The organism is Arthrobacter sp. 01N442 (assembly GCF_056399345.1).
The window spans coordinates 233,084-254,989 of the sequence record NZ_JBFTRD010000006.1 but is presented as its reverse complement, the minus strand read 5'-3'; the positions used below and the strand labels follow the sequence as shown (position 1 = coordinate 254,989).

General features: G+C 66.2%; 17 protein-coding genes. 5 read left to right on the top strand and 12 right to left on the bottom strand.

Annotation, left to right across the window (positions count from 1 at the left end; translation table 11 throughout):
• Positions 1-103: 103 nt before the first annotated feature.
• Genes AC1DNC_RS14110 through AC1DNC_RS14100 form a run of 3 tightly spaced genes read right to left on the bottom strand, consistent with a single transcriptional unit; the run spans position 104 to position 3,119 of the window.
• A complete protein-coding gene (locus AC1DNC_RS14110; RefSeq protein ID WP_476863153.1) occupies positions 104-1,045 on the bottom strand; it encodes a type II secretion system F family protein in 942 nt (313 codons plus the stop codon).
• Positions 1,042-1,896 (bottom strand): type II secretion system F family protein, encoded by an 855-nt coding sequence (locus AC1DNC_RS14105; RefSeq protein ID WP_476863152.1) that lies wholly within the window; start codon positions 1,894-1,896, stop codon positions 1,042-1,044. Before AC1DNC_RS14105 ends, AC1DNC_RS14110 begins: the two co-directional genes overlap by 4 nt.
• Positions 1,896-3,119: a CpaF family protein gene (locus tag AC1DNC_RS14100; RefSeq protein ID WP_476863151.1), complete on the bottom strand. Its 1,224-nt coding sequence runs from the start codon at positions 3,117-3,119 to the stop codon at positions 1,896-1,898. The genes AC1DNC_RS14105 and AC1DNC_RS14100 overlap by 1 nt, the downstream gene beginning before the upstream one ends.
• Positions 3,120-3,745: 626 nt before the next feature.
• On the opposite strand from AC1DNC_RS14100, the gene AC1DNC_RS14095 reads away from it, so the two are divergent.
• The 4 genes from AC1DNC_RS14095 (at position 3,746) to pseI (ending at position 9,683) form a co-directional block, all read left to right on the top strand.
• Positions 3,746-6,040 (top strand): FG-GAP-like repeat-containing protein, encoded by a 2,295-nt coding sequence (locus AC1DNC_RS14095; protein ID WP_476863150.1) that lies wholly within the window; start codon positions 3,746-3,748, stop codon positions 6,038-6,040.
• Positions 6,041-6,159: 119 nt separating this feature from the next.
• On the top strand, positions 6,160-7,191 hold the full coding sequence (locus AC1DNC_RS14090; protein ID WP_476863149.1) for a hypothetical protein: 1,032 nt from the start codon (positions 6,160-6,162) through the stop codon (positions 7,189-7,191).
• A complete protein-coding gene (locus AC1DNC_RS14085; RefSeq protein WP_476863148.1) occupies positions 7,181-8,578 on the top strand; it encodes a lipopolysaccharide biosynthesis protein in 1,398 nt (465 codons plus the stop codon). Before AC1DNC_RS14090 ends, AC1DNC_RS14085 begins: the two co-directional genes overlap by 11 nt.
• A gap of 52 nt (positions 8,579-8,630) precedes the next feature.
• Entirely contained in the window at positions 8,631-9,683 is a 1,053-nt protein-coding gene (gene pseI / locus AC1DNC_RS14080; RefSeq protein WP_476863147.1) for a pseudaminic acid synthase, read from the top strand.
• 139 nt (positions 9,684-9,822) lie between these two features.
• On the opposite strand, the gene AC1DNC_RS14075 is transcribed toward pseI, so the two are convergent.
• From AC1DNC_RS14075 to AC1DNC_RS14045, 7 genes are all read right to left on the bottom strand, one after another.
• Entirely contained in the window at positions 9,823-11,238 is a 1,416-nt protein-coding gene (locus tag AC1DNC_RS14075; RefSeq protein ID WP_476863146.1) for a GNAT family N-acetyltransferase, read from the bottom strand.
• 64 nt (positions 11,239-11,302) lie between these two features.
• A complete protein-coding gene (locus tag AC1DNC_RS14070; RefSeq protein WP_476863145.1) occupies positions 11,303-12,049 on the bottom strand; it encodes a cytidylyltransferase domain-containing protein in 747 nt (248 codons plus the stop codon).
• Positions 12,046-13,173 carry a UDP-4-amino-4,6-dideoxy-N-acetyl-beta-L-altrosamine transaminase gene (gene pseC / locus AC1DNC_RS14065; protein ID WP_476863144.1) on the bottom strand — a complete coding sequence of 376 codons (1,128 nt, stop codon included), beginning with the start codon at positions 13,171-13,173 and terminating at the stop codon, positions 12,046-12,048. The genes AC1DNC_RS14070 and pseC overlap by 4 nt, the downstream gene beginning before the upstream one ends.
• A gap of 4 nt (positions 13,174-13,177) precedes the next feature.
• Positions 13,178-14,164 (bottom strand): UDP-N-acetylglucosamine 4,6-dehydratase (inverting), encoded by a 987-nt coding sequence (pseB, locus tag AC1DNC_RS14060; RefSeq protein WP_476863143.1) that lies wholly within the window; start codon positions 14,162-14,164, stop codon positions 13,178-13,180.
• Positions 14,165-14,335: 171 nt separating this feature from the next.
• Complete coding sequence (locus tag AC1DNC_RS14055; protein ID WP_476863142.1) at positions 14,336-15,232, bottom strand: glycosyltransferase family 2 protein; 897 nt, start codon at positions 15,230-15,232, stop codon at positions 14,336-14,338.
• Positions 15,232-15,645 carry a DUF2304 domain-containing protein gene (locus tag AC1DNC_RS14050; RefSeq protein WP_476863141.1) on the bottom strand — a complete coding sequence of 138 codons (414 nt, stop codon included), beginning with the start codon at positions 15,643-15,645 and terminating at the stop codon, positions 15,232-15,234. Before AC1DNC_RS14050 ends, AC1DNC_RS14055 begins: the two co-directional genes overlap by 1 nt.
• A 3-nt stretch (positions 15,646-15,648) precedes the next feature.
• The gene (locus tag AC1DNC_RS14045) at positions 15,649-16,422 is read right to left on the bottom strand and encodes a glycosyltransferase family 2 protein (RefSeq protein WP_476863140.1); all 774 of its coding nucleotides are present in this window, start codon (positions 16,420-16,422) and stop codon (positions 15,649-15,651) included.
• A gap of 144 nt (positions 16,423-16,566) precedes the next feature.
• Here AC1DNC_RS14045 and AC1DNC_RS14040 point away from each other — a divergent pair, with 144 nt between their 5' ends.
• Complete coding sequence (locus AC1DNC_RS14040) at positions 16,567-18,651, top strand: DUF6541 family protein (protein WP_476863139.1); 2,085 nt, start codon at positions 16,567-16,569, stop codon at positions 18,649-18,651.
• Between the two features lie 81 nt (positions 18,652-18,732).
• Here AC1DNC_RS14040 and AC1DNC_RS14035 read toward each other — a convergent pair whose 3' ends face one another.
• A complete protein-coding gene (locus AC1DNC_RS14035; protein WP_476863138.1) occupies positions 18,733-19,794 on the bottom strand; it encodes an ABC transporter substrate-binding protein in 1,062 nt (353 codons plus the stop codon).
• A gap of 94 nt (positions 19,795-19,888) precedes the next feature.
• Positions 19,889-21,886 carry a DUF6541 family protein gene (locus AC1DNC_RS14030; protein ID WP_476863137.1) on the bottom strand — a complete coding sequence of 666 codons (1,998 nt, stop codon included), beginning with the start codon at positions 21,884-21,886 and terminating at the stop codon, positions 19,889-19,891.
• Positions 21,887-21,906: the final 20 nt, after the last annotated feature.

Genomic DNA, 21,906 nt, shown 5'->3' with positions numbered 1-21,906 from the left:
GCCAGCTGAACCAGTAATAAGGTGCGGATTCCAATACTCTTCACCGTTTCCCCTTTTCGTGTGCGTGATCGTGATCGTGTTAGAGCGATATTCGATGTCCTGTTCAAAGTCCCAGGCTGATGGCCGCCAGCCCCGGAAAGACGGCAAACACCACGGTCAGCGGCAGGACGCCGAAGACGAGGGGCACCAACATGCCGATTTCCTTCCGGCCGGCGGACTCCATCAGCTCGCGTTTGGCGGTGTCGCGCACATCCTGGGCCTGGGCCCGCAGCACTTCCGCGAGTGGTGTCCCGCGTTCCACCGCGACGATCAGCCCGTCCACGAAGCGGACCAGCGGAGCTAGCTCGGTCCGTGCTGAAAAGTCATGCAGGGCATCCGCCAGCGGCTTGCCGGCACGGGTATCGGCAAGGACCCGCGAGAACTCCTTCGAGAGTTCGCCCTGTGTCCTGCGTCCCACCCGGTCCAGGGCGCCCGTGGCGCTCTCACCTGCGCTGACTGCCAGAGCCATGAGCTCGGCCACGCTGGGAAACTCCGCCATCATCCGGGCTTCGCGTCTCTTCACCTGCGCCCCCAGCACATAGTCGCGGAGGAGGAACCCGCCCAGGCCGGAGCCCAGGACGATCAGCACGGCAAACAGCGGATTGAACCGGCCCGTGGCGCCTCCCAGCAGCACGATGCCCGCGGCAGTCAGAAATCCACCGGCGGCCCACAGCAGCTGCTCGGCGCGGAAGTCGACAGCCGACTTGGTGCTGCCGGCCCGGGCTAGCCTGCGGTTGAGTGCCGACGAGCCCGGGTTGAGCCGGCCCAGCGCCCGGACCCCGTCCCGGATCACCGGGCGCAGGATCCGCTCAAGCGGCCCAAAGGGAGTGACGTTGCCGGGGGCCGTGCGCAGCAGCCGGGATTCCAGGCTGTGGGCTCTCAGCTGCGGGCCGATGCGCTCCGAGAAGCTGATGGGCCGCATGAACGGCAGCCGCACCAGGAGGAGCCAGAGGCCGCCGCCCAGGACTGCGCCGCAGACCGCCGCGTTTGCGATCGTGCCGTTCACCGAAGTACCCGTTCGTCCTGCGGCAGGGCGGCGATCCGCAACATGACGGTATAGGAGAACAGCGAAAGCAGCAGACCACCGATCAGAACCGCAGCCCCAACGGGTGAGTTGTACGCGGCGACCGCCTCGGGCCGGCTCGCCATCAACACCAGGACAATCCACGGCGCCGCCACGGCGAGCCGGGCTGCATTCACCGTCCAGGACTGCCGGGCCTCCAACTCGCTTCGGGTCCGGGCGTTTTCCCGGAGGAAATCCGCGAGGGTGCCGAGCAGGCGGCCGAGGTCCGATCCGCCTACCTCCCGCGTGAGCCGCAGCGCCTCAACGATCCGGTCAGCGACAGGATCGGCGAGTCTTGCTTTCAACCGGTCCAGGGCCGGTTCAAACTGACCGCCGGACCGGTAGTCAGCGCCGAAGTCGCGGAACAACTGCCGCAGCTCGGACGGCCCTTTCTCCCCCAGCTGGATAAGAGCCTCCGGCAACGACAAGCCTGCGCGGATCGCCGAGCGCAGGTGGTCGACGACGTCGGGCCAGAGCTCGCGGAGCACGGCCGTGCGCCTACGGGCGCGCCACTTGACGATGCCCAGCGGAAGCCAGCCGCCGAACAGTCCGAAGCAGCCGGACATCGGCCCTGACCTGGTCCCCGCGTAGAACACGAGTGTCACGAAGGCACCGACTCCCAGACATGTCGCGAGCAGGCCGAGCCGGCTGACCTTTTCGATGCCGGCGGACCGCAGGAGGTCCTCCAGCCGGCTGACACGTCGCCGGGGTCTCGCTGCGGGCGGCTGTTCCCAGGCTGACCACCAGACCAGCAGGAGTCCGGCGCCCCCGAGTACCCCAAGCAGCGCCGCCATCAGCGCGGCTCCAGCAGCGCCGCGACGTCGAACCCGGAGCGGGCGAACTTCTCCGCAGCAGGCATGGAGTTGGCCTTCGGTTGGAGTTTTCCGTCGAGCAGGTCGAACACCATGGACGACTCGATGATGCCGTTTTCTACCCGGCGCCCCAGCGAGAGAATTTCCGTGACCTGCCGCCGGCCGCCCGGCTGCCGGCTGCAGTGGACGACCAGGTCGATACAGGACGCTACGGTGGGGACGACGAAGGCACTGGAGATGTTGTCCCCCGCCAGCAACGGCAGCGTGCAGATCTTGGTCACCGCGTCATGGGCCGAATTTGCGTGGATCGTGCACATTCCCGGCATGCCGGAATTCAACGCTATGAGCATGTCCAGGCTTTCGGCCTCGCGGACCTCGCCGACCACGAGCCGGTCCGGCCTCATCCGCAGGGCCTCCTTGACCAGCCTTCGCATCGGAATCTCGCCCTCACCCTCCAGGTTGGGCTGCCGGCACTGGAGTCCGACGACGTCGCGCAGCGGAAACTGGAGTTCGAAGATCTCCTCCACCGTGACCACCCGCTCGCGCGTGCCGATGCTGGCGGCCAAGCAATTCAACATGGTGGTCTTGCCTGCTTGGGTGGCGCCGGAAACCAGGATGTTGAGCCCGCTTGCCACCGCCGCGCCAAGGAAGCGGGCCGACTGTGGCGTGAGGGTGCCCAGCTCCACGAGGTGCTCGAGCCGGCTGGCCCTCACCACGAACTTGCGGATGTTGACGGCCCAGTGCCGCCGCGTCACGTCGGGAATCACGACGTGCAACCGGGAGCCGTCCGGCAGGGCAGCGTCCACGAACGGCGAGGAAATATCCAGCCTCCGCCCGGAGCTCTTCAGCATCCGCTCCACGAGGTTGCGCACCTGCTGGTCCGTCAGCGCAATGGAGGTCAGCTCGGATTCACCGTTTCGCGCGACGAAAATCTCGTCAGGGGCGTTGAGCCAAATCTCTTCGATGGCCGGGTCGTCCAGCAGTGGCTGCAGAGCGCCGAATCCCGCCACGGCGTCGAAGACGAATCGCCGGGCCTGCTCCAGCGGGCCGATCGGCGGAAGCGGGGCGAGCAGTGCACGCTCGTCATAGTCGCTGATCGCTTCCTCCACGAGGCGGCGGACTTCCCCGCTTTGCCGCAAGGGATCCAGGCCGCGACGACGGATCAGCTCCCGGACCTCGTCCTCGACGATGCGCACGGCTTCCACGGTGCCCCCAACATGGCCGCTGCCCATCCCCCTGGGGCAGTACAACTGGGGTTAAAGCTAGAGGAGGCCCGGCAGACGGACAAGGGCGCGGCCGGCCGTATGTGGAAAACATCCCACCAGATTCATAACAAATACCCCACTAGTCACACGAGGCACTCTGGCCTGCCCTAGGTGGCGGTGTTAGGGTGGGCGCGACAAGTCAGACATTCTCACATCCCGGACAGCTGCCTCCTGCATGGCACCCGGGCACGGGATCACTATGACACTGCCATGAGCGTGTTGTTCCGGAGCGGCAAATGAAACGGACCCAACTTCCACCCCTGAGCCTTCTGGGCAGCCGCGTCGGAGCCGTGTTTTTGGCCGCCTCCCTCGTTGCCGGCACGGGAATGGCGACGCCTGCGACCGCTGTGGAACCCACACCGGAGGCAACGGCAACGCCGGCCCCAACCGCGGGAACGCCGGCCCCAACCGCTTCCCCCACGCCGGCCGCTCCGGCGCCTTCGCCTTCTCCGACTCCGTCGCTTTCAGCGCCGTCGCCGTCGCCGTCGCTTTCTGCAACGCCGTCGCCGACCCCGAGCTCCACTCCGGTAACTGTCGACCGGTCATCTGAGGCCTACCGCGCCGCCATGGCGGCGGCAACCCGCTCCGGCGGCGCGGAGATGGGCGGGGCCGGACGGAACGCCGCCGACGGCGGCAAGGCGAGCACCCAGGCTTTGACCACGGAAGGCACCTGGACGCCGACGTTCGGTGTGGACGGCCTGGATGTCAGCGAGCACCAGCCGTCTATCGACTGGAAGCAACAGTGGAACCTCGGCGCCCGGTTTGCCTACGTCAAGGCGTCCGAGGGCAACTACTACACCAATCCCATCTTTAGCTCGCAGTACGGCGGTTCCCGGTCCGCCGGGTTCATTCGGGGTGCCTACCACTTTGCGAACCCGGCGGCGTCGTCCGGTGCCGACCAGGCAAGGATCTTCGTCAGGAACGGCGGAGGCTGGTCCAGCGACGGTTACACCATGCCGCCGGTCCTCGACTTCGAGGGCAACCCCTACGCAGGACGAACCATCAACGGCTACTACCAGGGCAACAGCTGCTACGACATGTCCCCCTCCGCGCTGACTGCCTGGGCCCGCGACTTCAGCAACACCATGAAGGCGCTGACGGGACGGCTTCCCGTCATCTACACCGGCAACTACTGGTGGAAGGACTGCGTCGGAAACCCCCTCGGCTTTGGCGACAACCCGCTCTGGCTGGCTTCCTACCCTTCCTCGCCCTCGAACAATGCAGGACCCATTCCGGCGAGCTGGAGCACCTACAGCATCTGGCAGTTCAGCAGCACCGGCCCCTATGCCAACAGCGGGGACTCGAACGTCTGGAACGGCACGCTCGCGCAACTGCAGCGCTTCGCGAAGGGGGACTTCAATAACTCGGTCCTATCCATGTCGGCCGGCGACATGACGGCAGACGGCCACGCAGATCTCCTGACACGGGCCCAGGATGGCTCGCTGAAGCTGCAGCCGGGCAACGGGGACGGAAGCTTCGGCGCGGCCACAACCATTGGCAACGGATGGACGATCTACGACGCCGTCGTGGCCTCGGGCGATTTCGACGGCGACGGAGCGGGCGATGTGCTGGCCCGCTCCGTCGACGGAAACCTGTGGCTCTATTCCGGAACCGGGAACGGCGCCGTCCTCCCCCGCCGGCAGATCGGCAGCGGTTGGAACGGATTCTCCCTCATCACGAGTGCGGGCGACTTCAACGGGGACAAGGCCAATGACCTGATGGCCGTCGGCACCGACGGCACGCTGTGGCTGTACCCGGGCAACGGGACCGGCGGTTTCCTGCCGCGAACTGCCATAGGGCAGGGCTGGAATATCTTCATGTCCTTGTCTGAGGCAGGCGACTTCAACTCTGACGGATTCGCCGACACCTTCGCCCGGACACGGGACGGCGACCTGTTCCTCTACCCCGGGCGCGGCAACGGCGGCTTCCAGACGCGGTCACTGGTGGGCAAAGGCTGGGCCGGCTTCACCGGCGTCGTCGGCGGGCAGGACCTGAACGGGGACCGCAAGGATGACATCCTGACCCGCGACGCATCGGGCCGGCTCAGCACCTACTTGGCAAACGGTGCCGGCGGATTCCTCAGCCGACTGCAGGTGGGCGCCGGCTGGGGGTCGTTTTCAGCCGTGTGGGAAGCCGGCGACTTCGACGGCGACGGCCTCCCCGACGTGCTCGCTCGGGCCAACGACGGCAACCTTTACCTCTATCCGGGCAACGGACACGCCGGCTGGCTTCCGCGCAGGCAAATCGGCAGTGGCTGGAATATCTTCGCGGACATTGTCAGCGCCGGCGACTTCGACGGCGACGGCAAACGGGACCTGATAGCCCGCGGCAAGGACAGCATCCTTTACCTCTACCCAGGCGACGGCGCGGGCGGCTTCAAGCCACGGAAGTCCATTGGCCGCGGCTGGGATGTCTTCGACAAAATCGTCGCTCCCGGCGACTGGTCCGGGGACGGACGCCGCGACCTGATCGCGCGGTCCAAGGACGGCAAGCTCTGGCTGTATCCCGGCAACGGCGCCGGCGGGTTCGGAACCCGGCGCGTGATCGGGTCCGGTTGGTCCGTGTTCAACGCCGTGACGGGAGCCGGCGACCTCAGCGGTGACGGCAAGCCCGACCTCCTCGCCAGGACCCCTGCGGGGGCGCTCTGGCTCTACAAGGGCGACGGCTCCGGGGGCTTCCTCGGCCGGACCCTGATTGGGAATGGCTGGGACCGAACGACATCCATCTCGGTCGTCGGAGACTTCTCCGGCAGCAGGACCGTCAACCTGCTCGCGAGGGACGGGGCCGGTTCCCTGTGGATGTACGCGGTTGGGGCGAACGGCGCCTTCCGCAGCATCCTGATCGGCGGCGGCACGAGCTAGCCGGGCCGGGCCGGAACCCGCCGTGTGTGCCGATGCCGTAGTCTATAAGGCGTCCCCCAGCGCGCGCGGCAGCGGTTTTCGGCTGCCCGTCGTCCTATCCTGAAGGAGCCCCGTCCGGAATGGACATCCAGAACCACTTCTACGGCCATTCCGCTGTACTCGCCGCCCACGCAGGCTTGGACCGCCCCCGCCACTTCGCGGGACTGCTCCAGCACGGCTGGACGCCGGTCACACCCATCCGCACCCACTTTGCGGATCTCGCCGGCTCCGCCCCCAAGGGCAACCTCTTCACCTGGACCCACTCGTCACGGGGCTGGTCCGAGGAGGAATCCATCAGGGAAACCGGCTTTGCGAGCACGCCAATCGGCTCGCCCGCGCTGTACCTTGCGGACATGGTCCAGCGAAGCGGCTCGGCTCCCCGCCGCACGCTGGGAACCGTGGTCTTCCCGTTCCACGGCACCCGGCTGCTCTCCGTGGAAGGGGACCAGGCGGCCTACGCCAAGGAAATTTTCGACCGCGAAGGCCCGGCAGTCGTCTGCCTGCATATCGATGATCTTCAGCGGCCCGAGATCCTGCGGGCATGGACCGAGGCAGGCCACCACATCACCACGGCCGGCGAACGACGGGATCCGCAGTTCCTGGCCCGCATCATGTGGCTGCTGCTCAACAGCGAGAAGGTCGTGTCGAACCGGCTCGCCACGGCCCTCGTCTACGCAGCGGCCGTCGAAACTCCCGTCAGCATCTACGGGCCCCACTTCCAAATCGCCGGCATCCAGGAGACCTCGTCCGAGGCGTACCTCAAGGAGCTTTGGCCTGAGTTCTACGACGAAGGGATCCCGACGTCGGTCCTCCAAGACGTGGCAAACGCCGAGCTCGGGCGCGACTACATGAGGTCGCCGGAGGAACTGCGTTCGCTGCTGGGGTGGGACTCCCGGGGCTTCCTTCCCTTCGCGAACTACTGGATCGGCGCCCCCGTTGCCAAGGCGCAGGCAATCCTGGGACTGAAAAAGCGGGAGGTGGGCGCGGTGGTCAACGAGGTCAAGCTGAGTCCGCTGCATTTCCTGAAAGACCCGCTGGAACATCTTCCCGACCGGCTCCCGAAGGTAGTGTCCAACGGCCTGGTCGCACCGGCCATCGACTATGTCGGCTGAACTGACCGTCAGCCCCGTTTCACAACGCCGGCAGTCGATTTACTACCTGCTCGGAGCGGCGCTGCAGGGTGCCGGCGCGCTGCTGGTCCAGCCCTTCTCGATCCGCATCCTCGACTCAACCCAATGGGGCAGGGTCGGTCTCGCGGCCGTGTTGCTGCAGGTGGGCCAGGTGGTCTTATCCGCGGGCCTGCCGCTGGCCATCACCAAGGCCTACTTCACGCCTAAGACCGGCCCCACGCACGCCCGGGCCATCCACGGCGCCAACATCATCCTCAGCCTGGTTCTGTCGCTTGCCGCGGCCGGCATCTACTTCCTGATCACGCCCGACCGAGGAGCCGCCGCCACGTTTGCGCTGGCCATCGTCGCCACCGGACTGCTCAGCGCCGTCGTCAGCTCCCAGTCCGTGCTGCGCAGCCAACGGAAGGCGCTCGCCTTCGTTATCCTGAGCGGCGCCGCCTCGCTCGGCTGCCACCTGCTCGGGTTGGCGGCCATATCGCTCATCGCCGCGAACTCGGAAACGTACCTGGGCGCATTTGCTGTCGGCATGCTGGCCACCGGGATCGCCGCAATGACCCTGGCCCCGCCCCTCTGGCCGTCCAAGGCCTGGGATGAGGTCAAGGCGGCGTTCCGCCTGGGCCTCCCGGTCCTGCCCCACAGCCTGGCAATCATGTTGCTGATGCAAGGCGACACCTTCCTCGTGCAACATTTCCAGGACACCGCCACCGCAGGCCGCTATGTGTCCGCGGCGGCGTTCGCCCTCGGACCGTTTTCCGTGCTGGCAGCGCTCAACAACGTGTGGACGACGCGGATCTTCGAGGCATCGCACGACAGCGGGCTCAAGGCCGTAATACGAAGCGTGGGAAACAACTCGGCAGCCATCGCCGCAGCCCTGTCGGTGGCAGGATCATCCGCGGCGGCCCTCGGGATGTTCCTCCTGAAGGGCATCGACCACGACGTCGTCCAGCTCGCGCGCGTGCTTCCGGTCGTGGCCTGCGGCTATGCGCTCTACCTATTGACAATGTCCATGGCGTTCGCGGTGAACAAGACCGGTGCCTACACCTGGGTCACGCCCAGCGTCCTGCTGATCGGCGTAGCGATAGCCTGGCTGCCCGCGCAGTCAGGAACGCTCTGGGAGCTGGGCGCAGTCAAGGCCCTGGTCTTCACGCTGCTGGGCGTAGCGTATTACCTCGTCGTGTCCCGGCTGTTGCCTGGCACGGTCCCGGTGCGCAACTTCGTTCTGGCCTTGCTGGCCTCCACCGCCGCAGCCGCCATCAACTTGGCCCTGCCGACCACCCTCGACGTGGGCATCGTATCGATCGCGGTCGTGGCAGTGGCCGGGGGCATCGTCTTTTGGGCGGTGCGCAAACGCGGGCTAGCATCGATGTAGTGGGCCGACGGGCACGACAAGACAACAAATCGCACAATCAGATAGGTCTGTAATGGGTACATCCTTTGAAGTCGCCACCCAACGCATTGGCGAAGCCGAAAGGCCTTTCATCATTGCCGAGATGTCCGGGAACCACAACGGGGATCTGCAGCGGGCCCTGGACATCGTGGACATGGTGGCCGCCTCCGGGGCGCAGGCAGTCAAACTGCAGACGTACACGGCGGACACGATCACGATTGATTCCGGCCGCCCGGAGTTCTCCATCAGCGCAGACCACGCCCTGTGGGGCGGCAGCAACCTGTACCAGCTCTACAAGCAGGCGCACACGCCCTGGGAGTGGCACGCCCCCATCTTCGAACGCGCACGTTCGCACGGACTTATCCCCTTCTCGAGCCCGTTCGACGCCACCGCCGTCGACCTGCTGGAATCGCTCGACGCGCCGCTCTACAAGATCGCGTCCCTGGAGATCGGCGACCTGCCGCTGCTCAGGCTCGTGGCCCGGACCGGCAAGCCCGTCATCCTCTCCAACGGTGCCGCCACGCTGGCCGAAATCGACACCGCTGTCCAGACGATCAGGGCAGAAGGCAACGAACAAATCATCGTGCTGGCCTGCACCTCCTCGTACCCGGCAGCCGCGTCCGAATCCAACCTGCGGACCATTCCGGTGATTCGTGATGCCTTCGGCGTCCAGGTGGGCCTCTCGGACCACACGATGGGAATCGGAGCGGCCGTCGCTGCCGTCGCACTGGGTGCAACGGTCATCGAGAAGCACGTCACGATGAGCCGGGCCGACGGCGGCGTCGATTCGGACTTCTCGCTGGAGCCCGACGAACTCACGGCGCTGGTGCGGGAGACGCAGACGGCGCACGAAGCGCTGGGCTCCCCCGTTATCCGCCAGACGGCCGGAGAATCCGAAAGCCGCCGGCTGAAGCGTTCGCTCTACGTTGTGGAGCCCGTGAAGCGTGGCGACATTGCCACGCCCGCAAATGTCCGCTCCATCCGTCCCGCCGGCGGCCTTGAGCCCGCCCTGCTCGAAACCGTGATGGGACGCCCCTTCCGGGAAGACTGCGAAGCCGGAACGCCGCTCACCTGGGATGTCGTCTAGGCCGTAAGGTCTTATCAAAAGCCTGTGGCCCGGTCCCGGGGTGAACGCAATGACGTTCACCCTAAGACCGGGCCACAGGTGTATCTGACTATAAATCCGCTGCAGTGCTGCGTGGACAGCGGACCCTCCTGAGGGTGGATCAGTCGCCGGCCTTGGTGAGCTCGTACCAGTCTTCGTTGTCGATTCTGGTCAGGCCTCCGGTGTACCCGGCGGCCTGGAAGAGCCGCAGTGAGGGCTGATTGGACGCGAGCATGGCCGCGTGCAGCGTCTTCCCGGGGTACTTCGAGCAGAAGAACCGTTCGGCTTCGTGGAGCATGGGGCCGGCCAGGCGCCGCCCGCGCATGCTGGCACCCACGGTGATGGAGACTTCCCAGTTGAGGGGGTCCAGGGCGTGGAACCTGACCGTGCCCGCGGGGGCGCCGTCCATTTCGGCAATGAGCAGGCAAACTTCCGGGTTGGCGACGGCAGCCGCAACCCAGGCGACGTGCGAGTCCCACGACAGTTCGTTCCTCGTACGGGATACCTTTCGAACCGATGGCTCGTTGCGCCAGTCGAAGAGCTGGGAGGCGTCCTCGATCCGCGCGGGCCGGGCGTTGAGTCCCGGCGGAGCCTCAATGATCTCGGCCCAAGCGGCCACAATCCTGTCGGCCCCGGCGCCATCAACGAGTTCGCGCGACCGTGCGAAAAGGCGTTCGCGGCTTTCAGTGTCTGTGAGGAGTTGTCGGAGCCCCGCGGTGGCCAGGGCCTCGTCCAGCTCGCCCGAACTGGCATCTCCCAGTCCCGCGGCCATGCCCTCGGATGTTGCGAAGCGGTAGTTGTCGCCCTGGTTCTCGACCAGCTGCACCAGTGCCGTCGGCACGCCCAGGGCCGCGAGTTCCCATATCGTGGTGCCGGCACCGCTGAGTACCAGGTCCATGGAAGGAAACAGCTTGGGGAGGTCGAGGGCGGGAGGCACGATCTCCAATTCCTGCCCCTCCCCCAACTCCACGGGCAGTTCCGGCCGCCCTGCTGACACGACGTAGCAGCGTGAGGGAATTCCCGTCTGCGCCCACCAGCCCAGGCAGCGGGCTGTCATGTCCCTCGCGTCGGTACCGCCCATGACTATCATCATGTTGGGCTTTCCCGGCTCGGAGTCCTCCGGCCTCGGCGACGCCGTGCGGAGTGCCCGGATGGCGCCCCGGATCGGGATGGCAGCGGCGCCCCGCAGTAGGCGGTAGGAACCGTCGGCGGGCCTGTATCGGGTCTCGGCCGCCGGCGACGGGTCGACGGCCAGGTCGGCCGGCCGCCGTCCGAAGGACCCGTCCTCCATCGAAGAGAGGAGAATTCCGGCCTCGTTGAGCAGGGCCCTGGCCTCGCCTTGCTCGGCGTAAGTATCGATGTGGACGACGTCGGCCTCAGCCTTGCGCGCCAGTTCCACCAGCTCCTCCGCGCTGTCCGGCCGGGCATGCCGCACCGGACAGCGGGCCTCAACAAGCTCCCGGCCCATCGCGCTTTCCACATCGCCGCTGAATACGACGTCCCACCCCGCAGCCAACGCGGCCTCTGCAACCGCCATGGTCCGCACCACGTGTCCCAGCCCCTGGGCCTTGGATGAGTCACACCGCAGCAGTACGCGCACTTTAGCCTTCGTTCAGAGGTTTCTGTTCGATATGCGCGTTAAGCGCCACAATATCGGGACGGCTCCGGAGGACCGCCACCACGTCGCGCCAGCCTGGCGGCTGGTCCGGCAGCAACCTGACTACCTCGTCCAGCAGTTCCGCGTCCTCCGCGGTGTCGAGGGTCACGCGGAAATTCGAGCTCCCGGGCGAAAAGGTCAACGCCGCGCAGTCGAATCCGGCGCCCTCCTCGTACAGGGCGCTCGTCACGTGGGCTCGGTGGTAGCTCTCGGTCCGCTCGTTCGCCCGAGCCAGCGCGGCGGAGGTCGCCAGTTCCACGTCGAGGCCCCGGGGCAACGAGCGAACCTTGGTGGTTGAGACGTAGTCAAGGTCCGGGTCGTGGCGCCAGACCGAGACGACCTGGGCAATAACCGTTGGATCCAGGAGCGGGCAGTCCGAGGTCAGCCTGACAACGGCATCGGCGTTGGTCGATTCCGCAGCCCCGATGAAGCGGCTGAGGACGTCGTCCTCACTCCCGCGGACCACCTCAATCCCGTGGCGATCGCCGAATTCAACGATCGCGTCGTCACCTGGCGCGGTCGACGTGGCAATTACGACCTGGTCGACGCCGGCCGCAGCACGCGCTGCGCGCACGACCCAGTCAAGCACCGGCCTGCCGCCCAGGTCCCGGAGGACCTTTCCGGGCAGCCGGGAGGAACCAACCCTCGCCTGGATTACCGCAACGACACGAAGTGAGTGTCCGTCCTTCACGATCCGACTACGTCCAGAACCTGATCAACGACGGTGTTTACTTCGCTGTCCGTCAGGCCCGGGTATAGCGGGAGGGAGATCTCCTGCTGGTAGTACAGCTCCGCTTCGGGGCACATGCCGCGGCGGTACCCAAGGTCCTCAAACACCGGGTGCCAGTAGGCGGGAATGTAATTCACCTGGACTCCGATGCCGCGGCTCCGGAGTTCGTCGAAAATGCTCCGCCGGCGGCTGGCCTCGACCCGGAGCGGGTAGAGGTGCCACGCCGGGGCAGCGCCTTCCGTGGTCTGCGGCAGCATCAGGTTGTCGTTGCCCGCGAATGCGGCGTTGTACGTATCGTGGATCTCTTGCCGCCGTTTCCGGAAGCCGTCCAGCTTTGCCATCTGGCTGATCCCCAGGGCGCACAGGACGTCCGGGAGCCGGTAGTTGAGTCCGAATTCGTGCACTTCCTGGTGCCAGGCGCCCTCGTCGGGGTACCGGAGCTCCGACTTCTCCCGCACGAGGCCCTGGCCCTTGAACCGCCGGGCGCGCAACGCGAGATCCTCGCGCGGAGTGACAACCGCGCCGCCTTCCGCCGTCGTCATGTTCTTCGTGGGGAAGAAGGAGAAGGTCGTCAGGTCAGCAAGCTTGCCGACCGGCTCGCCGTGCAGCGAGGAGCCAACCGAATGCGCCGCGTCCTCGATGAAGACTGCTCCGGCGTCGTGCGCGAGCCGGTTGAACGCCGAGGCATCGACAGGCAGACCGGCGTAGTCAACGGCAGTAATCGCACGTGTCCGCGGTGTGACTGCCGCCGCCGCGGCGTCGAGCGCCAGGTTGCCAGTGGCGGGATCGATGTCGGCGAAGACCACCTTGGCCCCGGCGATGGCCGCCGTCGCAGCCGTCGCGACAAACGTCAACGGCGTCGTGACGATCTCATCGCCGGGCTTGATGCCGGCCGCCACGTACGCGACGTGAAGTGCGGCAGTGCCCGAGGTTACTGCCACAGCGTGGGATCCGCCGGCAATATCCGAGATGGCGGCTTCGAACTCGTCGACCTTCGGCCCGGTCGTCAGCCACTCACTGCGAAGAGCCTCGGATACCGCTTTGATGTCGGATTCGTCGATGGACTGGCGACCGTACGGGAGCATATTGCTAGAGCCCTTCCGCTTCAAACATGGCACGGAGCTCTTCCACGGAAAGGAAGACCTCGTTGCCGTCAGACTGGTAGCTCCACCCGTCCTTGACCGCGACCCCGTCGGAGGGTGCCTCGTAGCCCCAGCCACCGAGGTGCGGCATGACCACGTAGCGGTCGCCGACGGAGACGGTCCGGCGGGAGTCGTCGGCAGCAATCATTTCTTCGTGCAGCTTTTCGCCGGGGCGAATTCCGATTTCGTGGGTCACTGCATTGTCGTCAACGGCCTTGGCCAAATCGGTAATGCGCACCGACGGAATCTTCGGAACGTAAAGCTCGCCGCCCTGCATGATTTCGAAGGAATCGAGCACGAATTTGACGGCCTGTTCCAGGGTGATCCAGAAGCGGGTCATGCGGTCGTCGGTTACCGGCAGCGACTTTCCTTCGGCGTGCATCTTCTTCCAGATGGGAACAATCGATCCACGCGATCCCATGACGTTGCCGTAGCGGACCACGCAGAAACGGGTGTCGTAGGCGGCCGCGTAGTGGTTGCCGGAGATGAAGAGCCGGTCCGCGCAGAGCTTCGTGGCGCCGTAGAGGTTTACCGGGCTGGATGCCTTGTCGGTGGACAGGGCCACGACTTTCTTGACACCGGCGTCGATAGCGGCGTCGATCACGTTCTGCGAGCCCTGCACGTTCGTCTGGACGTATTCGAACGGGTTGTACTCCGCCGTGTCGACCTGCTTCAGTGCCGCTGCGTGGATGACGTAGTCAACCTTGTGGAAGGCCCGGTCCAGGCGGTGCCGGTCGCGAATGTCGCCGATAAACCAACGAAGGCGGGGGTCATTGTTGAACATGGCCCGTGCTTCGTGCTGCTTCAGCTCGTCCCGACTGATGATTACCAGTCGGCGGACATCGTGGTTATCCAGGATTTCCTTGATAAGGGCCTTGCCAAGAGAGCCTGTACCGCCCGTGATCAGTACCGATGAGCCGCTCAGTAGGGACATTCTCAAACCGCCTTGATTTTCATGTAGATAAAAAGTCTATTTGCTTATTCGACACAATGTGTGCCGAGGGAGCACCCCAGCAAGCCTACCAGCACGTGCTGCACCGCCGACCGCCGGAACAAATGCTCCGCGTTGCGGGCAGATGCCCGCGCCACTGCCGGAGCGGTGAGGTCAGGGCCTGACGGCGTGCGTGACCAGCTTGCGCAGGCCGGGCCACATTCTCTTCGAGACCACCTTCGGGGTCAGGGTCACGGCGTTCAGGCGTGACGTCAGGTGCCAGCGCGCGGCGCGGGCGGCCGAGGTCCAGCCCTTGGCGGTGAAATCGCGGACGCACTCGTCGAAGAAGGCGCGCTCCTCGGCGAAACGGCGGCCGTCCAGCGCCCGGACCGAGGAGTCGGACTCGCGGTGGCGGCGGTACTGGAAGCACACCGTGTCGACGACGGCCATCTTGCCGCCGCTGAGGGTGATGTCGATGGCCAGCGCGAGGTCCTGGACGACGTCGTACTGCGGCCGGAAGTCGTGCTTCTTGATGGCCTCGGCGCGCCAGGCCACGGACGGGAAGTACAGCCAGTCACCTACCATGAGGCTTTCCGCGATGGCTTCGCCGGAGACGATCGCTTCCGACGTCTTGCCGACCAGCTTGTGCCGGAGGAACTGCTTTACGGAGTCGCCCAGCGGCTGGTACACGGCGCCGTTCTCGTCGATGACCTCGACGCCCGGCTGGACAATGCTGACTTCCGGGTCCTGGAAGGCCTTGCGCACCGTGCTGATGTAGTTCGGCAGCATCAGGTCGTCGGCGCCCATGATGACCACGATGTCGTGCTCAACCAGGCCCACGCACTTCTTGTAGTTGCCGTTGGCGCCGAGGTTGGCCTCGTTGCGGTAGTACCGGACACGGTCGTCGGCGGCCACGAGTCCGGCAAAGTACTCCGGGAGGGTGTCGTCAGGGTAGCCGTCGTCGACGATCGTGAAGCGGAAGTCCTTGTCGTCCTGTGCGAGTACGGAGGAAACAGCAGCCTTCATCATGGCTACGTCCCCGTAGTACGGGAACATTACGTCAATTGTCACTATTTTCTTCTCTCGGTTGGCGGCACGGCGGAAGCCGTTGCGGCCTCGCCTGCCGTCGGCTGGATTGGTTTGGATTCCCGTTGGAGTCGTTCCACGGAGGATCGCAGGATGGCAACTTCCTCGGCGAGGATGCGGGTCTCATCCTCAAGGATGGTGAGTTCGCGGGACACGTGCAGGCTGACGCCCACAAGCAGCAGGATCGCCAGGGCGAACAGCAGATTGGACGGAACGACGACGCCGACCAGCGCTGCCGCCCAGTTCAGGAGTCGGGGGAAGATGCCCAGGATGATGGTCAGCGTGCCGATGACCAGCCACAGGATGGCGTACTTCTCCCGCAACCGGCCGTTGCGAAGCATTATGAGGACTACTGCCACCATCACGATGGACAAAATCAAGGAACCTGCAACGTTCATGCCTTAGGCACTTCCCTCTCCGGCAATGTCGCCGGACAGCGGCGCATGTAGTTCGGCCGGGCGCGGAGTCCGGCGGCGGGCCAGCGCGAAACACAGGACGAGGCCCGAGCGCGCAAGATAAATGGATGCTTTGATGGGCCCCTGGCTGGGCGTACCGGCCTGGCGCTCCTTCATTTCGACCGGCACCTGGGTCACACGGCAGCCGGACTTGACTGCCACCACCAGTGAATCGATGGTGTCCCCAAGGTATTCGGCCGGGAAATGCGAAATGTACTGCCGCAGTGCGGTTTCGTTCGCGGCGCGAAATCCTGAGGTGACATCGGTCAGCTGCGTCCCGGCCACCGCGGAGATGACCTTGGCAAGGAAGAACATGGCCCAGCGCCGGGGGCCCTTGGCACCATAGTTCCCCTTGCCTGCGAAGCGGGCCCCGATCGAAATGTCGGCGTGCTCCAGACCGGCCAGGACACGGTCGATGTCGTGGGGATCGTGCTGGCCGTCCGCATCCACCTGGATCACGGACTTGTAGCCGTTGCGGAGCGCGTACTTGAATCCCGCCCGCATCGCCCCTCCGACACCCAGGTTAAAAGGCAGCCGCAGGACCGATGCGCCGGCTTCCCGGGCGATCCTCGGAGTGTCGTCCTTCGAGCCGTCGTCGACGACGAGAACATCGTGTTGGGGGACTACAGCCAGGACTTTCCGGATGGTATTGCCGATGGCCTCGGCCTCGTTCCAAGCCGGCATGACGATTAAAACGCCGGAACGCTGTGAGTTACCCATGGTTTGAAAGTATAGCAACGTGCAACTGCCGCCCTTTTCCGGCCCGCCGGTTTCCACCCCCGGCCCGCCAGGGAGCCCGCCGCCGGATTCGTGGCCGGGTGCGCATACTTGTAGGGTTGGCTGTGAACTTAGGAGACTTGATCAATGACTTGGTGGGAAACGCTTCCTACGCTGGCAGCAACTGCGCTGGTTTACTTCCTTCCCGGTTTGATAATCCTGGCAGCGGCCGGTCTTCGCCGGTTGAACCTGGTGGCCCTGGCCGCGCCGGTATCGGCGTCCGTATCAGGGACGATGGCCATCATCCTGCCGTATCTGAAGCTCCCGTTTAACCCGGTGAGCTACTTTGCCGTCAGCGTGCTCGCTGCGGCAACGGTGGCAGTATTCAGGCTCGTCCGACGCCGTCGTCGTTCCGCGGCTGGTACCGAAGCCGCCGGCACCGCGGAAGAGGGCAGCCGCTTCACCGGCTTCCTGGGCGCGAACTTCCCACTCTCCCCCGCGGACACCGGAATCTGGCTGGCGCGCCTGGCGATCCCCGCCGCCGTCCTCATCCCGGCCGCGATCATCAGCTTCCGCTATGTCACGGGCTTCGGATCCCCGGACAGCTTCTCGGAGACGTTCGACAATATCTACCACCTGAACGCGGTCCGCTACATCGCCGATACGCAGAACGGCTCGACGCTGACCCTCGGCAACCTGACGGCCGCATCCAAGGGACTGTACCCGGCGGCCATGCACGACTCCATGGCCCTGGTCCTGATGCTCGGTGCACCGTCGGTCATGGCAGTAGTCAACGTCGGGACTATCGTTACCGGCGCCATCGTCTGGCCGCTGGGCTGCGTGTTCCTGATCAGCCGGATCGTTGGCTACCGGCCGATGCCGCTGCTGGCGGCGGGAATCCTCTCGGCCGGGTTCAGCGGTTTCCCGTACCTCATGGTTGGCTTCGGCGTCCTCTACCCGAACCACGCCGCCATCGCCCTGCTTCCCGCCGTTCTTGGCCTTGCCATTGAGTCGCTCGGCATGTCGCGGACTCCCCCGGGCTCGCCGCTGGCACCGGTGCTGGCCCTGGCCGCCACCGTTCCGGGCCTCGCCCTCTCGCACCCCAGCACGCTGGTGGCGCTTCTTGGCTTCTCCGCCCCCGTAGTTGTCGGCCGCCTGATCCGCTCCTGGCTCGCTGCCCGGGAAGGTTCCGTGTCGAAGCGGCAGCCGCAATTGTGGCTGGCCTTCACGGTCGCGTACCTGCTGGGCACGGCCGGCGTCTGGATGGTCGCCCGCCCCAACCTCAGCGCCGCCGGCTGGACCCCGTTCCAGACCAACGCACGGGCCATCGGCGAAATCCTCGGCAGCGCTCCGATGGGAACCACGACCGCCTGGATCATGCTGATCCTGACCATCATCGGGCTCTACGTCGTGGCACGCCAGATTCGCCGGTACTGGTGGGTCGGCGGCATGTACGTCGTCGGCGGCGTCCTCTACCTCGTGGTGTCCAGCTGGAGCAACGGCAGGTTCCGCGATTTCCTCACCGGCGTCTGGTACACCGACAGCTTCAGGCTCGCCGCGCTGCTCCCGGTGGTGACGCTTCCCGTCGTCGTGCTGGGCGCGGAATGGGTGGTCTGGCGCGTCCGGGCCATGACCGGCGCCCTGATCGCCTCTTCCAAGGAGCGGGTGGCCGGCCGTCCCCGTGCGGCCGCAGCATTGATCGGCCGCTTGCCGGCCTCATCCGGGATCGCCATGGGCTGCGCCGTCATCCTGGTTTTGGGCATCGGAGCGCAGGGCGGGACGCTGTCCCGGGTGCAGGACCGCATCAGCACCACGTTCACCACGACTCCCACGTCCACGCTGCTGTCAACGGACGAAGTCTCGCTGCTCAAGGAGGTGGCGGCCATTGTTCCCGAGGGAGACGTCGTGGTGGGCAACCCCAGGACCGGCGCCTCGCTGGTCTATGCCTTCTCCGGCCGCCGTGCCCTGGCCCCGCACATTTTCGGAATCCGAACCCCAGAGGAGCAGCTGTTGCTTGACCACTGGGATGAAGCGGCCTACAACTCTGCGGTGTGCCCCGCCGTCAAGGCGCTCAAGGCTTACTGGGCACTCGACTTCGGAAACACCGAGATCACCCCGCGGGCAGAACCCCTGGTCGGCGTCCGCGATCTGGCAGACGACACCGCGCCTGGCATGAAGCTGGTCAAGGCCGTGGGCGGAGCCCGGCTTTTCCGGGTAACCGCCTGCGGGTAGCAGGAAAGTTCCGCTCTTCCAGAAGGATCAAAAAAGAACCGGGCCGCGACTAACGTCGCGGCCCGGTTCTTTGCTTACAAGCTACTTTTTGGCTGCCTGGCGCTGCCGCTCGAAGTACGCTTCCTTGGCCAACTCCGGAACGATGTTCCGGCTGGCCCAGGCGGCGCCCAGGGCCGAGCCTGACCGGAGTGCCTGGTCCTCGACCCCGGCGGCGTAAAACAGCGAGGGCTGCCGGGCCTTCGACAAGGCCGGGATCTTGCCGCCCACACGCAGGGTGGCCATGTCGTCCTGGCTGACCGACGCCACCAGGATATCCGCGGCGAGTTCGTCGGCGCGTTCATGCGGCCACACGTAGGAGGTCGGCGATTTCTGGCCGCCCGACGCACGTCCCTGTTGCTTGACCGCAGCCAGCGAAGGGGCCGGAACCAGTCCGAAGTCCTTGAGCATGCCCATCGCCACGGAATCCTCCGGCGACACCTGGATATCGGCACCGTCAGCGGAAGAAACGGTCACGAAGAGAACAGTCGTTCCTTTGAGGCCGGCGTAATCGCGCACCGAATCCCGGATGGCGCCCTCGGTCTTGGCCTGCAGCTCGGCCGCAGCGTCACTGCGCCCGAGCGCCTTGCCTACGAGGGCCGACGCCTGACGCCAAGCCGGGCCGGAACCCGATTCCATCGGCAGCACCACGGGCGCGATCTGGGACAGCTTGTCGTAGTCCGCACGGCTGATCCCGGCGCCGACGGCCAAAATGACTTCCGGGTCAAGGTTGCGGATGTCATCGAGCGGCAGCGCGATCCTGTCGCTCAGGAGGAACGGTGGGGCGCCATCGATGTCGCGCATCGCGGCAGTGAACCACGGCGACGAGGCGGAGCCGGAAATCCCCACCGGCGCCAGGCCAAGCGCGGCGCAGGCGTCGGCGTCGGCGCTGCTCAAGGCAACAACGCGCTTGGGCGGCGCGGCCACCGTCGTCGTCCCGTAGCTGTGCGAAAGGCTCACGGGGAACGCGCCGGCTGAAACCGCGACGGTCTCGGTTCCCTTCTTCGCGCTGCATGCGGGCAGCGCCAGCGGCAAGGCGACAATCGCGGCAAGGAATCCGCGCCGGCCGATCGCCTTGCCGGGGGTTGGTCCGTTCAGCGGCGTCATGCCCATATTTGAATCCTCAGTATTTCGGTGGTGAACAATGATGCGGGCCCGCTGGACAGGTCCGAGTGTATCGCTTGCAAAGTGATCAGCCCCGCTACCTGCATGCGGTCAATTTCAGGAGTTTGGCCTCGCCGTGCTGATCGACCACCCTGGCCACGCCCGCCTTCTCAAGGTCGGCCAGGCCGGGCGCTGGGTGATGCTCGTTGTTGACTTCCTGGGTGCCGAAATCCAGGACATAGCCGATGCCAAGCCGCGACACAGCGGGACAGACTTCCGGGTCCGTCCGGGCGTTCCGCAACCGCGCCAGGATGATTTTGTCGTCGGGGTTTTCCTTGCTGATCAGAATGTGCAGCTGCATGGTGCGCCGGTCCGCAAGCGCGTAGGCGAGGGCACTGCCGTTTCCAGGGTTCGAGGCGATCACCGCGTCCGCCGGAACGTACTTGTCCAGCTCGGCCAGGACGGCGGCTTCATCGGATGTGAGCAGCGGGGACTGCGGCGTCAGCGCATAGCTGCCGCGGGCCAGGGAGACCATGTCCGGAACGCTGCCCAACTGGGTGAGGACCAGGAGCGCCACGGCGCCCACCGCGGAGACGGTGGCCTTCACCGGCTTCCTGGACAGCAGCGGGGCCTGCAACGGCGCGGCCGGGGCCGCGTTGCTGCTTGGCGCGCCGTTGCCCGCACCGGCGAGCCGGGACCGGAGCCAGGTCCAGCCCGCAGTTGCTCCCACGGCCGCCGGCACGATCACCGCCACCGGCAGCAGGGCGGCCAGCCGGTAGCTGTCGCTGTACCAGGTGCCGGAGAGGAGGTAGCGCAGCCGGCCGGCGGGGAAGCTGGACACGGCGACGAAGAGCAATGCCGCGATCAGCAGGACACCGATCATCCACCACTGCCGTTGCCTGCGGGCGGTTAGGACGACGCCGATCACGGCAAGTACCGAGATGGCGACGGCGGGTGAGGTACCCAGGGGCGCATTGCCCGCGACCTGCAGAAGCGCCCGCGGAATGGACTGCACCGGCGGCCAGAACGCTGCCGCAAAGGACGGCCGGGCAAGGATCCAGAGCCCGAGGGCCGCCGCGCCGCCGACCAGGAGGGCGGCGCTCCAGGCCACGCACCTGAGCTTGTTCGCGGCCCAGTCCCGGCGCCATTTCAGGACCGAAACCACGTACACGTACAGCACGGCGGGCGACAGGAAGGCCAGGAAGGCCAGAAAGGTGCTGGGGTGCGCCTGGGCCACACCGGCCGATGCCAGCACCAGCACGATCAGGGGCAGCGGGCCGAGAAGCTCCGGAACCGCCGAAAGCTTCAGGGCCTGCACGCCCAGCGCCAGCAAAGCAGGGAGCAGGGCGAGGGAAAGAAGGTTGGGATAGAGAACCCCGAAGTGAATCATCAGCAGCGGAAAAGCCCCGAATCCGGCGGACAGGATTCCCGCGATCACTGCGGCATCCCTGCGTTGGCCCAGGGCCTGCTGGCAGAGGTAGACGCACCCCAGGGGCCAGGCGATCGAGGCGATGGCGATGTTGCCGGCGTTGACGGCAACGGGAATCGGCGCGGCCGAGGTCTGCGTGACCAGCGAGATGAAGGCATGCCAGCCGGCCGGATAGAACCCTCCGCCGGTCATGGCCCCCAGCGTCAGCGACGACGCCTGTCCCGTGTCCTCGATGTACCGGATGGCATTCAGGTGGAAGATGTTGTCAAAGGTCTGCGAGATGTGCTCGGGCGAGCCGATGATCTCGACCATCCGCGCGCAAATGACGGCACCGCCGACGGCCGCGCCGCCGAGTGCCCACCAGAAGCGCTGGTCGATCGCCCGCCCGCCGTGGGGCTCCCGCCACTTCGTCGGCAGCGCGCGCCGGACACCCAGCGCGCCGAGGACGGCGACGGCGGTAAGGCCGGCAACCGGCCACAGCGACCACGGGATTTTCAGGAACGGGGCGAGCAGGCCCGCTACCGACACGAGCGCCATCGACAGGACCGGGGACAAGGCGGCCACGGCAAATGCCTTCAGCCCGAGGGCCCGGCCCAGGACCAGTCCGGGCACGACCAGCACCAGGACGGCCGTCAGAACCGAGGGCAGGCTCGTAAACCAGGACATCTGTGTGGCAACTCCTCAAA